The organism is Curtobacterium oceanosedimentum, assembly GCF_040545555.1.
Taxonomy (GTDB): Bacteria; Actinomycetota; Actinomycetes; order Actinomycetales; family Microbacteriaceae; genus Curtobacterium.
In genome coordinates this window covers 72298-86180 of record NZ_JBEPMD010000007.1, presented here as the reverse complement: position 1 = coordinate 86180, position 13883 = coordinate 72298, and the positions used below count along the sequence as shown (strand labels likewise).

Sequence of the window (13883 nt, the reverse complement as noted above, 5' to 3'; positions counted from 1 at the left end):
GACGCGGGCCCCACCGGGCGTGCCCTGTGCCGCGAGCCGGTGCACAGGGCAGGATGGCCACACCACCAGTGACCAGGAGGACCACGATGGCGACGTTCACCCGAGGCTTCGGCGGCCGCCGCGACGACCGCGACGACCCGCGCATCCCGCCGGGACAGACCGTCGTCCGCGACTGGCCGGTGCTCTCCGCCGGAGCCACCCCGGACATCGCGCCCGAGGACTGGAGCTTCTCGATCCGGACCGAGTCGGGCCTGCACACCTGGTCGTGGGACGAGGTGCACGCGCTCGGCGTCGAGGACGTCACCGTCGACATCCACTGCGTCACCCACTGGACGAAGCTCGACATGCCGTGGCGCGGCGTCCCGCTCGACCGGCTCTTCGCGGACGTCGAGACCTCGCTCGACTTCTGCACGGTGCACAGCTTCGGCGGCTACACGACGAACGTGCCGCTCGACGAGCTCCTCGAGGGGCAGTCCTGGATCGCGTTCGAGGCGGACGGCGAGCCCCTGACCCCCGAGCACGGCGGCCCGGCCCGCCTGCTCGTGCCGCACCTGTACTTCTGGAAGAGCGCGAAGTGGGTGCGCGGCATCGTCATGCAGGCCGAGGACGAGCCCGGCTTCTGGGAGAACGCCGGCTACAACATGCACGGCGACCCCTGGAAGGAGGAGCGGTACTGGTGAGCACACCGCCCGTCGACGGCCTGGAGGCGCGGATCGCCCCGGGTGGCTCGGCTCCCGTCCGCAGACGGCCGGCCTGGCACCCCGCCACCGTCGCCTCCGTCGCGACCGAGACCCCGAACGCGCGTCGCATCGTCCTCGACGTGCCGACCTGGCCCGGCAACGACCCCGGCCAGCACCTCGACCTGCGGCTCACCGCCGAGGACGGCTACCAGGCCTCCCGCTCCTACTCGATCGCCTCGGCCGGTGCCGGCACCCGGGTCACGCTGGCCGTCGACCGGGTCGAGGGCGGCGAGGTCTCGCCCTTCCTCGTCGACGCGATCGACGTCGGCGACGCGGTCGACGTGCACGGCCCCCTCGGCGGGTGGTTCGTGTGGCGTCCGGGTGCGTCCGACCGGCCCGTGCAGTTGATCGCTGGCGGGTCGGGAATCGTCCCCCTGCTCCCGATGGTCACCGCGCACGCCGAGGCGGACGACCCGGTACCGTTCCGGCTGCTGTACGCCACCCGTACCCCGGAGGACGTCTTCTTCCGCGAGGAGCTCGACGCTGCCCTGCGTGCGACCGCACCGCTCGAGGTCACGCACGTGTACAGCCGACGGGCACCATCGGGATCGGGCGAGCCCGTGGGCCGGCTCACGCGGGAGCGTCTCGGTGGGTCGGTGCTCGGGCCCGACGTCGGCGCGCTCGTGTACGTCTGCGGGTCGACCCCGTTCGTCGAGCAGGTGCTGCGGTGGCTCGGCGAGCTCGGGCACGACCTGTCGGACGTCCGGGCGGAGCGCTTCGGCGGCGCCTGAGGGCGTGAGCCGGCTGGTGCACGACGAAGGCCCTGGTCGGTGACCAGGGCCTTCGTGTTCCGAGCGGATGACGAGATTCGAACTCGCGACCCTCACCTTGGCAAGGTGATGCGCTACCACTGCGCCACATCCGCGTACGGGAACACTCTACCCCGTTTCGGTCCCGCGCCCGTGATCCGGGGTGCGGCCGGGCGCGTCGTCCGTCGTTGCGCGGTCGCGGAATTGCGGGATTGCGGCATTGCGGGATTGCGGGAAACCGCACGGTGCGGTCGTCGACCAATCCGGATCCTCATCGGTTCCGGATGATCTCTCGGTGCCCGGCCCACACGACCGGAGCACCGGGGCGACCCACCCCCCGTCCGGCCGATCGCGGCGACCCGAACCCTGCGAGCGGCCGGACGGTCCCGGGTTCCCAGGCCCGACCGGGTTCACTCGGAGCATGAGCTACGTGCACGACAACCCCGGTGGCACCGAGGCACACGGTGTCGACCTGATCGACGGGGACGCCCCCGCGGTCCACATCCTGGTGCACGGTGACCTGCCGACGACGATCGAGCACGAGGGCCGCACCTGGCTCGCGACTGGCGACGCCCACGACGACGGCGACCCATCCGCTCCCCCGATCGCGATCTACCGTCCGGTCTGACGAGCGCCGTTGCCGGCCTCCGTCGGGCCGGCGTGTCCTGTCACGCGGGCGTCTTCCCTCAGTTCGGCGCTGTCGCAGCTGCCTGGCTCAGCAGGGAGACGATCGTCAGGTAGAGCCCGGAGGAGAGGACCGCTCCGGGCAGCAGGGCGAAGACGGCGACCGGGATCGCCCACAGCTGGTGCACCCCGGGCTTCCCGTCAGGCGGCGTGCTCGCCATGGCGGCGAACGAGGACGCCGAGACGAGCACCGCGAACGCCGCCGTCATGCACACGACCGCCCACGACTGGTACCCCCCGCTGACCATCGGGACGAGGAGCGGCAGGAAGAACATCGCGGGAGCAGCGACGAAGCCGATGCGGGAGACGATCCGGTAGGCCCGTCGGTCCCGGTCCGTCACCCGGTCGGTTCGCTGGTCGTCGGTCATCCCTCGCCCGTTCCCCGCAGGTCGTCGACGCTCCCGTCGAAGCACGTCGACTCCCCGGTCACGCTGTAGCGCTGGGGGAAGGCGTCGAAGCCGACGGACGTCACCGGGCCTCCGGCGCCGCGGACGCCGAGCAGGGGATCCGCTGATCCGCTCTCGAAGCGCTCGGCCGCGATGCCCTGCTCCTGCCACGCCTGCTCGACCCGTTCGACGTCCGCGGCCGGATCGACTCCCGCCGGTGCCACCCGTTCGACGATGTAGCTCCACCGGGCGCCGGGCGCAGCGCCTGCACGATCGCAGCGCTCCGCCGCAGGACCGCTGTACACGCTCCACTCGCCGCCGATCGACGCCGTGGTGTGCTCGACCACGTCGACGATCGACCGTTTCGCCTCGGACGCGTCCGCACGCGCTCCGCCGGAGCCGGCGCTGCAGGCTGACAGGACCGCTGCGGTCGCGACCAGCACGGCGACGCACGCGTTCGACCGGCGACTCATCGTTCCTCCTCCTGACCGCGCGCGGCACCACGAGTCGTGCGACCGACGACCGCGCCGTGTCCGAGCAACGACCGCACGTGCCGGCGATCGTTCACGCTGTGGTTCATCCCCGAGCCGGGTCGTCTGCGCGCCCCGGCGCGCACGCCGAGACACCGGAAAGGCTGGAGCGCGCGGGGTGGGCGTCGAACCCGATGGACGTGGTGGGACCGCCCTTGCCCCGGACACCCCGGAGTGGTTCGTCCCCGCCGGTCTCCGTGTCGAAGACCTCGATGCCGTCCTGCTCCCAGAGCTCCGTGACGGCACGGATGTCCCGTTCGGCGCTCTCGGGGAAACCGTCGCGCTCCAGGACGTAGACGTACCGCACGCGGTCCTCGACGCCCTCGCCGCACGCCTCCACCGGCGGCCCGAGTGACACGCGCCACTCCCCGCCGATCGCTTCCGAGGAGCGCTCGACCAGGTCGACGATGGACTTCTCGGCTTCGGACGCCCGCACGGTGGTCTCCTTCGGCTTCGTGCTGCTGTCGGCGCAGCTGGTGAGGACGAGCGAGAGGCCGACGGCCGCTGCAAGCGCGAGCCAGGTGCTCGACCGGTGCCGAGGTGCGGTGGTCGTCATGGCGCCGTCATCATCTGTCCGAGGAGTCGATCGGCTCAGCCTTGGTCCGAGAACTCCTCGTCGCGGAGCTCCGACGCGTTCCCGGACGCGCAGACGCTGACTCCGGACATGCTGTACCGGTCCGGCTTCGCGTCGAACCCGATGGAGGTCACGGGGTCGCCGGTCCCGCGGATGCCGGCGCGCGTGTCCCCTCCAGCCGTGGCCGTGTCGACCACGTCCATACCCGCGTCCTTCCAGACGGCACGGACCGCATCGACATCGCGCTGCAGCCCGGTGGCTGACCCCTCTCGCTCCACGATGTAGACGTACCGGACGCGATCCTCCACGTCCTGTCCGCACGGCTCGACCGCAGGGCCGCGGTAGACCTTCCAATCGCCCCCCACGGCAGCCGTCGACCGTTCGACGAGATCGACGATGGACTTCTTCGCGGTCGACGGATCCATGTCGGAGCCTCTCGGTGTCGTGGTGGTGCTCCCGCAGGCGGTGAGCATGAGCAGGACGAGTGCCGTGGTCGAACCGAGCAGGGCGGTGCGACGTGTTCTCGTCGAGGATCGCTTCATCATCACGGTGCTCTCATCATCTGTTCGAGCAGGTCGCGCTCGAAGTCCGTCGGTCCCTTGGCCACGTAGTCGGTCATCTCTTCCGGCTGACCGGTCGTCGCGTACCCGATGTTCGCGAGGGACTCGGTGTTCACGTCGAGGTAGCCCTCGCCGTCGGGGGTGCTGACGCCGTGGTCCTTGACGCCGCGCAGCTTCTCCCCGTCCTTCTCCACGCCGTCGGCGCCGAACGCGGACGCACCGAAGCTCGGCGACGTGGGGTCGATCCCGTGCACGGGGCTGAGCCGACCGGTGCCCGCCCACTGGTCGCCCTTCTCGTCGCCCGGGAGCGCCCACACGTTCCGGGCCTGACCGGCGTAGACGTCATCGGCGTGGATGTCGTCTGCTCGTGGGATCGAGTTCGGGATGCCCGCTGAACCGATCGTCGTGAACGAGTCGACGTGAACGCCCGCCTGGGTCAGACCGAACGCTGCCGTCGTCGATCCGTAGGAGTGGGCAACGACGTTCGTCCGGGGCAGGTCCCCTCCACGCACGGCATCCAGCCCCTTGATCGAGGCTGCGAGCGCGTCTCCGCCCGGCTCGGCGTACCCGTTGAACAGCACCCCCGGATCCGGACTGCCCGAGATGACGGGGACGGGCGGGGCCTTGTACCCCATCCACGCGATGACGGCGTGCTGCTGCAAGGGGCTGTCGTCGTCGACGCTGTCCCGCTGCTGGTCGTAGATGTTCTGCGCCGAGGACGCCCACGCGTTCATGCCGGTGGTCGACGACCCCATGCCGGGGACCGCCCACGTCACGTTGCGAGCGGTGTCCAGGTCGCCGATCGCGACGGCAGCGAGTGGTGGCACGTCGTCGGTCAGCGAGACGACGTACCGGTCACCCGACTGCGACCCGGGAACGAACTGCGCACCGGTGCGGATGTCCCGCAACGCCTTGAGGTTCTCCGACGCTCGGCTCCAGGCCGTCCCGTTGTCGTACGCGATCGTGGACTGCAGCGCCTCCACCTCCTGCTCGGCCTCGGTGATCCGGGCGTCGAGCACGGTGCGGTTCGCCGCGTCGCGGGCCCAGTAGGCGACACCCTCGAGGTTGCCGAGGCGAGCGAGTACCGGCAGGGGCAGCGCTCGGACGTCCTGCCTGCGGGAGGACGACCATCCGAGCTGTGCCCAGAGTGCCGCGACCTCGGCCGCGGTCAGGTCCGGATCGAGCATCTGCTGCAGCGCCGGAGGCAGGTCGGCCGGTGCTGCGATGTCGAGTGTCGCGTTCGAGAGATCGGCGGAACCACCGGCCCGGTCGAAGGCGTCGGCGATCCGCTCGAGCCACGCAGCATCCTCGCGGTTCTCGTCGAGCAGCCGGTCCGCGCCGGCCAGGAACGACGCGTTCGCGACGCGCACCCAGCCGCAGCTCCCGGTGAAGCGGTGCCAGGCGGACCGCAGCGTCGTGAGCTTCTCCTCCGCGGCGCGATCTGCGGCGCGGCTGTCGCTCGCGAAGGACCGGAGCGAACCGGGGACGGCCGAGCTGGTCCCCTCTGCCGTCCCGCCACCGGTGCGCGTCCGACCCCGCGCCGAGAACGCCACGGTGATGGTCGGCGGAGCGGTCGGGGTCTCCGACGGCTTGAAGTCGAAGACACCGAGCGACGGACTCCCGTGCAGCCCGAGCGGATCGGCCGCGACCTGGCGGTCCCGCTCGTCCTGCCGGAGCTGCCACGCCGCGAGCTGCTCGCGGCGTTGCCGTTCCTGCTCCGCTGCAGCGGAGGCCTCGGTCACCTGGTCGACGAGGTCGTCGAGCGCGGACGTGAGCTTCGGCCGGTCGTCGGCCTCGATCTGCACCGACTCCTCGAAGCGCTTCGCGTACGCGCCGCGGAAGTCGTCCAGGGCTGCTTCGGCGGCGCTCCGACGCGCTGCCCCCTGCCCGCGCAGGCGATCGGCGGCGGCGCCGGCTGCCCTGACGACGGCATCGGCCGCCGCCTCGTCGTACTGGATGTCCCCCATGTGCTCCCCCTTGCACGTCCACTGTACGCAGATCGGTCAGGGATGGGCGGGCAGGACCGTCGAGAACACGACACGGCCCAGGATCCGCGGACGGACCCACCGCAGGTGCGCGCACCGCGGTGTGTGCCTCCGGTACGGACGCCCGACGCGACGGAGACTCATCGGACGCACACCCGGCAGCCCCACCGGACCGGAACCCGTCGCGAGTCGTCCTCGGCAGCCTGCTGTGCCGGCTCAGGTCGTCGCGGTCCCGCTCGGGTGGAACAGCTGCGACTGCGGCGCGGACAGGGTCCAGTCGGGGTCGTCCTCGTCGTCCGACGGAGTGAGTGCACCCGAGGCGATGAGCGTGCCGACCTGGTCGAGGTACGACAGGAGCGAGGGGGCGAGCACCTGGTGCTCGTCGTCGTCCGCGCCGAAGGTGATGACCTGTCCGACCGTGCCGGCGGGTCCGGGGGCGAGGTCCACGCCGATGTGGTTCCCGCTGCCGTCGTGGGTGAGGGGGATCCATCCCCTGGTGGAGTACTTCGGCTGCACGAAGCCACTGGGGCTGGAGGAGGCGAACTCGTCCATGTCCGTCTGCGCTTCGAAGCCGTCCCACTGGTCCCACGCGGCCAGCATGTCGTGCAGTGGCAGCAGCGGCAGCCCGGCGAAGATGCCGCAGGCGAACCTCGGGTCCTGCGGCGTGTACTGGTGCTGTCCGTCGTGGAGGAGGTAGAGCGCTCGGACGTCGACCGGCAGACGCCGACCGAGGTGCGCCTCTGCCGCCGCGAGGTCTGCTTCCGCCGCGGGCGGGCGCAGCATCAGATCGCCGGGGACCAGGGCGACGAGCCGGGCGAACGCTGCCCGCAGCGCCGCGGTCGTGTCGTCGTGTGGTGCGAGGTCCTGGTTCCCCGGCCGGAAGAGTCCGTCCGAGTCCATCCGTCCACCGTAGTGACGTCGCCAGCAGGACGTGCCCGAACCGTCTTGCGTCGCCCGGCTCGCAGCGGGAGCAGCATCCCGGAAACACGAGAACCCCCGCCGGAGCGGGGGTTCTGAAGTGGTGGGCGATACTGGGATCGAACCAGTGACCTCTTCCGTGTCAGGGAAGCGCGCTACCGCTGCGCCAATCGCCCAGAGATCTGCTGACCGGGATCGTGCAGGATCTTGGAGGGTGTTGCTGGAGGTGGGGACGGGATTCGAACCCGCGTGGACGGCTTTGCAGGCCGCTGCCTAGCCTCTCGGCCACCCCACCATCGAGGTTCACGTCTCCGTGAGTACCCGAACGGTGGGATACCCTCTGGTGAGTCGTGGTCGTCCGAAGACTCCCACACTCGAGCGGATGACGAGATTCGAACTCGCGACCCTCACCTTGGCAAGGTGATGCGCTACCACTGCGCCACATCCGCATTCCACGACCCGAGGGCCGCTTCTGTCTCTCCGCTGTCGCGGCGACGAGAAGAACTCTATACGAACCGGACAGCATCCGCCAAAATCCCCCTCGTTCACCGGGCGTGTCCCCCGCGTTCATGCGGATCGAGGGGGTCCGCGGGCGCCCGATCCTTCCCATGACGAGCGCAGTGCCATGTGGGAAAGGGCGTACCTGGTCGTCGCGGATCGCCAGGCACACCCGTTCCCACCGAGTACGCCCGATCCCACCGGGTGCCAGCACGCACGAGCACGATGCGCAACCACGGGTACCAGGCGCCACGAACCCAGCACCAGCACAGGCACCGGCACCACACGCGCCACACCCGGGTGACGCGCCGTGTTCGGCGCAGCCCCGAACGTCCGCTATTATCGACTGGCACGCAAGTGCAGGGGGCGATTGGCGCAGTTGGTAGCGCGCTTCGTTCACACCGAAGAGGTCATCAGTTCGAGTCTGGTATCGCCCACACCACCACCGAGAGCCCGACGCAACAGCGTCGGGCTCTTGTCGTTCCCCACGAAGGACCCACGAGCAAGGACCCATGACCGACGTCGACCTCGAGTTCTCCCGCGTGCGCGCGGTGCTCGACCGCCCGACCCTCCGGCTGATGTCCCGCCCGACGAGCGCCGCCGTCATCGCGGTCTTCCGCACGGTGTTCGACCGCGACGTGCAGTACGTCCCGGCCGACCGCATGCACCTGCAGGTCGAGGAGCACGTCGCGCGACTGCAGTCCACCGGCGCCCGCGTCCCCGCGAGCGAGCAGGGTGAGGGCGAGTCGGACGCCCGCCCGAACGGCCGTGCCCTCTGCCGCGACTGGGTGGCGGCGCAGTGGCTGGTCCGCTCGAACTCCCCCGACGGCGACGAGCAGTACTCGCTGACGAGTCACGCCCTCGAGGCGCTGAACCTCGTCGACGCCCTGAGCGCCGACCGGGCCCTCATCAGCGAGAGCCGCCTGGCGATGATCGTCGACGCCGTGCACCGCTGGGCTGCCAGCGCGGAGCCGGACCCCGACGTGCAGGTGCGGCGCATCGACGCCCAGATCGCCGAGCTGCAGGCCGAACGCGAGCGCATCGCCCGGGGCGAGGTCACCGAGGTCGACGACGCCCGCATGCACGACGGCTACACGAACGTCGCCGACCTCATCCGGCAGCTGCCCAGCGACTTCAAGCGCGTCGAGGAGGCGGTCGCGACGATGCACCGCTCGATCGTCGAGGACTTCCGGCAGGAGGTCCGCCCGATCGGCGAGATCCTCGACGACTACCTGGCGCGCACGGACGACCTCATGCAGGCCACCCCGGAGGGCCGCGCCTTCGAGGGCGCCTTCGAGCTCCTGCGCGACGACGCCCTGCTGCTCCGGCTCCGCGACGACATCGCCACGATCCTCGCCCACCCGTTCGCCCAGTCCCTCGGAGCGGGTGAACGCCGGGCCTTCCGCAACACGGTCAGCATCCTGCGCCAGGGCATCGAGGACGTCCTCGCCCAGCGGCGCCAGCTCACCGCGACGCTCCGCGACCAGATCGTCGCGCACGACGTCGTCCGCGACCGTGAGCTCGACGCGGTGCTCCGTTCGGTCAACCGCGGGCTCGCCGCGTGGATCGACGAGCGGTCCGCCCGCGACCGCGTCCCGCTCGGACTGCTCCCTGCGACCGCCGAGATCGGCACCCTGCGCGAGCGCTTCTACGACCCCGACAACGAGGCCGTGCCCCCGCCCATCGAGGAACCCGACGACGACGTCTTCGAGGACCTCGACGTCGAGTCGCTGCGCCGCCACGGCGGTCCGCTGCTCGCCGAGCTCCGCGCCGCGCTCCGCAGCGCCCCGGACAGCGTCTCGGCCTTCCACGCGCTGCCGCCCGAGCAGCGTCGGCCGGTCGAGCTCTTCGGGCTCGCGCACCTCCTCACGGGCAACGACGACTTCGAGACCGCCACGCACCTGGTCCCGCACCGCACGGTGCGTCCGGACGGCGAGACGGTCACCTTCCACATGCCCTCGGCGTCCCTGACCGGCGCACGGGCGGACGACCAGCACGACGACGACAACGGCCTGGAGGCACGGTGAGCGACATCACGACGGCTCCCGTCGACGAGACGGACCCCGAGGGCAGCGACCCACTCGAGCAGGACCGGCTCGACGAGCGCGACGACTCGAGCTTCGCCCTCTTCGAGGGCGACGAGGGCCGCCTCGACGAGCCGCAGCGCCGCGCCCTGGTCGCGCTGCTCCGCCACACCTACGTGAGCGCGCGCACCCACACCGACGAGTGGCGCGCGATCACCGACGGTGAGCACCAGCTCCGGTCGCGGCTCAACGACCTGTTCCTCGAACTGCACGTCGACCGCGACCGCGAGGTCGCCTGGAAGCGCCAAGCGCGCTCGGAGAGCCAGCGCCGCTCCTTCCCGACGCTGCTCCGCGACGTGCCGTACACCCGCGAGGAGACGATCGTCCTCGTCTACCTGCGCATGCGCCTGCGGGCGGACACGCGCCCGGGCCTCGACCAGGTCGTCGTCGACCGCTCCGAGATCCTCGGGCACGTGTCCGGGTTCCTCCCGGCGACCACCGACCGCACCCGCGACGAGTCCCGCGTGGCGAAGGCCGTCGAGCGCCTGGTGACCGCGCGCATCCTCATCCGCACGACCGACCCGGACCGTTTCCGCGTCGCGAGCGTCGTCGAGGTCCTGCTCCCCCTCGAGCAGCTCCGTGAACTCGACCGCTGGCTCCGCAACGCCACCACGGACGACGGCGCGCCGCTCGCCGGGGCCGCACCGGGCCTCCCGGCCGGACCCGCCGACACCGACGACGAAGGCGAGGCAGACGCATGACCGACACCCTGATCGACGCCGGCGGGATGCCGGCGCTCTTCGACACCGTCGCGCAGTGGCGGGCGGAGTCGATGCAGGTCGTCAACTGGGGCGGCTTCCACGGACACCGCCAGGTCGAGCTGTCCGGCACCGCGACGCTCATCTCCGGCGCCTCCGGTACCGGCAAGTCCACGCTGATGGACGCCTACCTGGCGGTCATGATGCCGTCCGACGTGCCGTTCAACGGCGCCTCGAACGACGCGACCACCGGGCGTGCGCGGAGCGCCGACCAGCGGAACCTGCTCACGTACCTGCGCGGCAAGGTCGACACCCGCCGCGACCCGGAGACGGGAGCGCTGCGCGACGTGAACCTGCGCGGCGACGACCAGACCACGTGGGGCGCCGTCGCGGTGACCTTCCGGAACGACGACGAGCGGCGCTTCACGGTGCTGCGCGCGTACCTCGTACCGAAGCGGGCACGCGGGGTGGGCGACATCCAGATGACCATGGCGACGGTCGACGACACGTTCGACCTGCGCCGGCTCGAGGAGTTCGTGCCGTCGCGCTTCCACCACCTCGAGCTGACCGGCCGGGTGCCGGGCCTCGTCGTGCGGGACACCTACCAGGAGCTCGCGTACACGCTGCAGACCCGGCTCGGCATCGGCGACTCCGGCGGCGGCAACCGGGCGATGCGGCTCCTCGCGCGGATCCAGGCCGGGCAGCACCTGCCGACGGTCGACGCGCTGTACAAGTCGCTCGTGCTCGAGACCCCGGGCACCTACGAGGCGGCCGACCGCGCCCTCGCGCACTTCTCCGCGCTCGACGAGGCGTACGAGGCGATGGACACCGAGGAGCGCAAGGTCCGCATCCTCTCCCCCATCGTCGAGCTGCACGACGAGATCGCCCGGTCGAAGGCCGCGGCCGACGCCCTCGACGGCATCGCCACCGGCGCCGAGGTCTCCCCCTTCGCGCACTGGACGGCGTCCCGGAAGCGTGCACTCCTCGACGCCGAGGTCGAGCGGAACGGACGCGAGCGCACCGCCGCCCGCGCCGACGTCGCCGCGACCGAGGCCCGGCACGCCGCCGTCGAGATCGAGCTCCGCGAGGCCGAGGGACGCCTCCGCGACCAGGGCGGCAACGCCCTCGCCCAGCTCGAGGACCGCATCGACCGTCGGACCCGCGAGCGCGACGCGGTCGCCCGAGCACGCGCGACCTTCGACGACCGGACCACCGCGCTCGGGCTGGCGCTCTCCTCCGAGCGCACCTTCACCGACGCGCAGGCGGCATCGCACGCGTTCCTCGGGTCGTACGCCGCGGCCCGCGGCGAGCTCGACGACCGCCGGGACGCCCTGACGCGCGAGGAGTACCCGCTCCTCGACCGCGAGCGGACCCTGCGCCAGGAGCGCCGGTCGCTCGAGCACCGGCAGGGCGCGATGCCGCTGCCGATGCACGAGGCGCGGCTCGCGATGGCCCGGGCCGCCGGCATCTCCCCCGACGCGCTGCCGTTCGTCGCGGAGCTGCTCGACGTGCTCCCCGCCGAGGAGCACTGGCGCACGGCGATCGAGTCGGTGCTGGCGCCCGTCGCCCGCACGCTGCTCGTCGACGAGGACCAGCTGTCGTCGTTCAGCGAGGCGATCGACGCGCTGCAGCTGCCGGTCCGGGTGCAGTTCGAGGGCGTCCCGACGGGCCCCCACCTCGACCTCGACGGCGACCCGGCGATGGTCTCCGGCAAGCTCGCGATCAAGGACTCCCCGTTCAGCACCTGGGTGCGCGAGCGCATCGAGTCCGACCGGATCGACGCGCGGTGCGTGGACTCCGCCACGGAGCTCGGTGGCGGCGGACGCCGCGTGACCCCGTCCGGACAGCTCCGCGACGGCCGTCGTGGTGCACACGGCGACCGACGGCAGTCGAACGTCATCGGCTTCACGAACGAGGCCCGGATGGCGTCGGTGGAGCAGGAGCTCGCCGCCATCGCCCAGGACCTCGCGACGCTCGAGGCCCGACGCACCGACGTCGCGCAGGACATCGCCACGCTCGACGCCCTGCGCGCCGCGCACCAGCACGTGGTCGACACCACCTGGGACGGCATCGACGTCGCCGGGCTCGACGAGTCGCTGGCCCGCCTCGACGCCGAACGCCAGGCGCTGCTCGCCGCCGACGACGGACTGCGGACCCTGCGCGAGTCCGTCGCCCGGCTCCGACGCTCGCTCGACGAAGCAGCCGACCGACGGGCCGCCGCGCGGCTGTCCGTCACCCGGCTCGAGGAGCGCCACGCGGTGCTCGTCGACGGGCAGGACGCGGCGGCCGAGATCCTCGCACGGTTCGAGGACACCCCGGAGTCGCTGCCGGACGACGAGCAGTCCCGGCTGCTCGCCGAGACGTTCGAGGAGGTCGGCGCCCCGGACGGCATCGACGGCTTCGACGACGCCGCACGCCGACTCCGACGCCGGCTCGAGGAGCGGCTCGCCCAGGCACTCGACGGCGCCGCCGCCGCGTCGACCGCGCTCACGCTGACGTTCCAGCGGTACCAGGACGCGTGGCCCGACCCGAACCTCGGCACCGGCGTGGCCTCGTACCCGGACTACCACGCGATCCTCGACCAGATCCTCGCAACCGGCCTGCACGCACGCCGCAGCGAGTGGCGTCGTCGCCTGTCGCAGTGGAGCGGCGAGGACCTCGTGCCGCTCGCCGGTGCCTTCGACCGCGCGGTCGTCGAGATCGAGGAGCGACTCGAGCCGGTCAACGAGATCCTCCGGGAGCTGCCGTTCGGCGCGAACCGGGACCGGCTGAAGATCCAGATCCGCCGGGTCACCCGCGAGGACGTCACCGCCTTCCGCCGGGAGCTCCGCGCGCTGTCGGCGTCGGTGGACACCGAACTGACCGACGACGTGCTCGAGACCCGCTTCCGGAGGCTCCGCCGGTTCATGGCGGTCATCCGCCCGGACCCGGCGGCAGCACGCGGACGGACGACGCAGCGCGACGCCGTACTCGACGTCCGACGGCACATGGAGATCACGGCCGTGCGGTACGACACCGAGGGCAACGACCTCGGCGTGTACTCGTCGCTCGGGGACAAGTCCGGTGGCGAGACGCAGGAGCTCGTCGCGTTCATCGTCGGGGCGGCGCTGCGCTACCAGCTCGGCGACGAGACCCGGCCGCGGCCCCGGTTCGCGCCGGTGTTCCTCGACGAGGCGTTCATCAAGGCGGACTCGGAGTTCGCGGGGCGTGCCGTGACGGCGTGGCTCCGGCTCGGGTTCCAGCTCGTGGTGAGCGCTCCGCTCGACAAGGTCACCGCGCTCGAGCCGTCGATGGAGCGCCTGCTGTCGATGCGGAAGCACCCCGAGACGGGCCACTCGTCGATCACGGAGATCGCCCGCGCCTGACGCCGGTGGCGGCCGGCGGTCGGTCGGCGGGGGCTCGGTTGCGGTCGCACGACCTGCCGCTCACCTCTCGACGCGACGGCACGTCGTGCGACCGCAACGGGAGCGGACGGCA

12 protein-coding genes and 5 tRNA genes are annotated in these 13883 nt (G+C 71.7%); 7 read left to right on the top strand and 10 right to left on the bottom strand.

The window, feature by feature from the left end:
- Positions 1-86 precede the first annotated feature (86 nt).
- Positions 87-680, top strand: coding sequence for a molybdopterin-dependent oxidoreductase (locus tag ABIC52_RS09440; RefSeq protein ID WP_354027180.1), 594 nt, complete (start codon positions 87-89; stop codon positions 678-680).
- Complete coding sequence (locus ABIC52_RS09435; RefSeq protein ID WP_354027179.1) at positions 677-1471, top strand: FAD-binding oxidoreductase; 795 nt, start codon at positions 677-679, stop codon at positions 1469-1471. The genes ABIC52_RS09440 and ABIC52_RS09435 overlap by 4 nt, the downstream gene beginning before the upstream one ends.
- Positions 1472-1533: 62 nt before the next feature.
- Here the strand turns inward: ABIC52_RS09435 and ABIC52_RS09430 are convergent.
- A tRNA-Gly gene (locus ABIC52_RS09430) sits at positions 1534-1605 on the bottom strand.
- Between the two features lie 305 nt (positions 1606-1910).
- Between ABIC52_RS09430 and ABIC52_RS09425 the strand changes: the two genes are divergently transcribed.
- Positions 1911-2117: a hypothetical protein gene (locus ABIC52_RS09425; protein WP_354027178.1), complete on the top strand. Its 207-nt coding sequence runs from the start codon at positions 1911-1913 to the stop codon at positions 2115-2117.
- A gap of 58 nt (positions 2118-2175) precedes the next feature.
- Here the strand turns inward: ABIC52_RS09425 and ABIC52_RS09420 are convergent, their stop codons facing one another.
- The 9 genes from ABIC52_RS09420 to ABIC52_RS09380 all read right to left on the bottom strand — a co-directional run bounded on the left by ABIC52_RS09420 (position 2176) and on the right by ABIC52_RS09380 (position 7575).
- The gene (locus ABIC52_RS09420; protein WP_126892109.1) at positions 2176-2541 is read right to left on the bottom strand and encodes a hypothetical protein; all 366 of its coding nucleotides are present in this window, start codon (positions 2539-2541) and stop codon (positions 2176-2178) included.
- Entirely contained in the window at positions 2538-3032 is a 495-nt protein-coding gene (locus ABIC52_RS09415) for a hypothetical protein (protein WP_209677079.1), read from the bottom strand. The genes ABIC52_RS09420 and ABIC52_RS09415 overlap by 4 nt, the downstream gene beginning before the upstream one ends.
- Before the next feature lie 103 nt (positions 3033-3135).
- Positions 3136-3645, bottom strand: coding sequence for a hypothetical protein (locus ABIC52_RS09410; RefSeq protein WP_354027177.1), 510 nt, complete (start codon positions 3643-3645; stop codon positions 3136-3138).
- Between the two features lie 35 nt (positions 3646-3680).
- Positions 3681-4208, bottom strand: coding sequence for a hypothetical protein (locus tag ABIC52_RS09405; RefSeq protein WP_354027176.1), 528 nt, complete (start codon positions 4206-4208; stop codon positions 3681-3683).
- Positions 4208-6190 carry an alpha/beta hydrolase gene (locus ABIC52_RS09400; RefSeq protein ID WP_209823653.1) on the bottom strand — a complete coding sequence of 661 codons (1983 nt, stop codon included), beginning with the start codon at positions 6188-6190 and terminating at the stop codon, positions 4208-4210. Before ABIC52_RS09400 ends, ABIC52_RS09405 begins: the two co-directional genes overlap by 1 nt.
- 234 nt (positions 6191-6424) lie before the next feature.
- The gene (locus tag ABIC52_RS09395; RefSeq protein ID WP_209823654.1) at positions 6425-7108 is read right to left on the bottom strand and encodes an SMI1/KNR4 family protein; all 684 of its coding nucleotides are present in this window, start codon (positions 7106-7108) and stop codon (positions 6425-6427) included.
- Between the two features lie 119 nt (positions 7109-7227).
- A tRNA-Val gene (locus ABIC52_RS09390) sits at positions 7228-7302 on the bottom strand.
- Positions 7303-7347: 45 nt separating this feature from the next.
- Positions 7348-7421: transfer RNA gene (locus ABIC52_RS09385), tRNA-Cys, on the bottom strand.
- Positions 7422-7503: 82 nt separating this feature from the next.
- Positions 7504-7575, bottom strand: a tRNA-Gly gene (locus ABIC52_RS09380).
- Between the two features lie 413 nt (positions 7576-7988).
- On the opposite strand from ABIC52_RS09380, the gene ABIC52_RS09375 reads away from it, so the two are divergent.
- The 4 genes from ABIC52_RS09375 (at position 7989) to ABIC52_RS09360 (ending at position 13771) form a co-directional block, all read left to right on the top strand.
- Positions 7989-8061: transfer RNA gene (locus tag ABIC52_RS09375), tRNA-Val, on the top strand.
- 75 nt (positions 8062-8136) lie between these two features.
- Positions 8137-9651, top strand: coding sequence for a DUF3375 domain-containing protein (locus ABIC52_RS09370; RefSeq protein WP_126892115.1), 1515 nt, complete (start codon positions 8137-8139; stop codon positions 9649-9651).
- Complete coding sequence (locus ABIC52_RS09365) at positions 9648-10409, top strand: DUF4194 domain-containing protein (RefSeq protein ID WP_126892116.1); 762 nt, start codon at positions 9648-9650, stop codon at positions 10407-10409. The genes ABIC52_RS09370 and ABIC52_RS09365 overlap by 4 nt, the downstream gene beginning before the upstream one ends.
- Positions 10406-13771 (top strand): ATP-binding protein, encoded by a 3366-nt coding sequence (locus tag ABIC52_RS09360; RefSeq protein WP_126892117.1) that lies wholly within the window; start codon positions 10406-10408, stop codon positions 13769-13771. Before ABIC52_RS09365 ends, ABIC52_RS09360 begins: the two co-directional genes overlap by 4 nt.
- The last annotated feature ends 112 nt before the right edge of the window (positions 13772-13883 follow it).

What these genes read in the sequence shown, in the direction of transcription:
- ABIC52_RS09440 (WP_354027180.1), top strand. Translation starts at nt 87, where the DNA reads ATGGCGACGTTCACCCGAGGCTTCGGCGGCCGCCGCGACGACCGCGAC.
- ABIC52_RS09425 (WP_354027178.1), top strand. Translation starts at nt 1,911, where the DNA reads ATGAGCTACGTGCACGACAACCCCGGTGGCACCGAGGCACACGGTGTC.
- ABIC52_RS09420 (WP_126892109.1), bottom strand. Translation starts at nt 2,541, where the DNA reads ATGACCGACGACCAGCGAACCGACCGGGTGACGGACCGGGACCGACGG.
- ABIC52_RS09415 (WP_209677079.1), bottom strand. Translation starts at nt 3,032, where the DNA reads ATGAGTCGCCGGTCGAACGCGTGCGTCGCCGTGCTGGTCGCGACCGCA.
- ABIC52_RS09410 (WP_354027177.1), bottom strand. Translation starts at nt 3,645, where the DNA reads ATGACGACCACCGCACCTCGGCACCGGTCGAGCACCTGGCTCGCGCTT.
- ABIC52_RS09405 (WP_354027176.1), bottom strand. Translation starts at nt 4,208, where the DNA reads ATGATGAAGCGATCCTCGACGAGAACACGTCGCACCGCCCTGCTCGGT.
- ABIC52_RS09400 (WP_209823653.1), bottom strand. Translation starts at nt 6,190, where the DNA reads ATGGGGGACATCCAGTACGACGAGGCGGCGGCCGATGCCGTCGTCAGG.
- ABIC52_RS09395 (WP_209823654.1), bottom strand. Translation starts at nt 7,108, where the DNA reads ATGGACTCGGACGGACTCTTCCGGCCGGGGAACCAGGACCTCGCACCA.
- ABIC52_RS09370 (WP_126892115.1), top strand. Translation starts at nt 8,137, where the DNA reads ATGACCGACGTCGACCTCGAGTTCTCCCGCGTGCGCGCGGTGCTCGAC.
- ABIC52_RS09360 (WP_126892117.1), top strand. Translation starts at nt 10,406, where the DNA reads ATGACCGACACCCTGATCGACGCCGGCGGGATGCCGGCGCTCTTCGAC.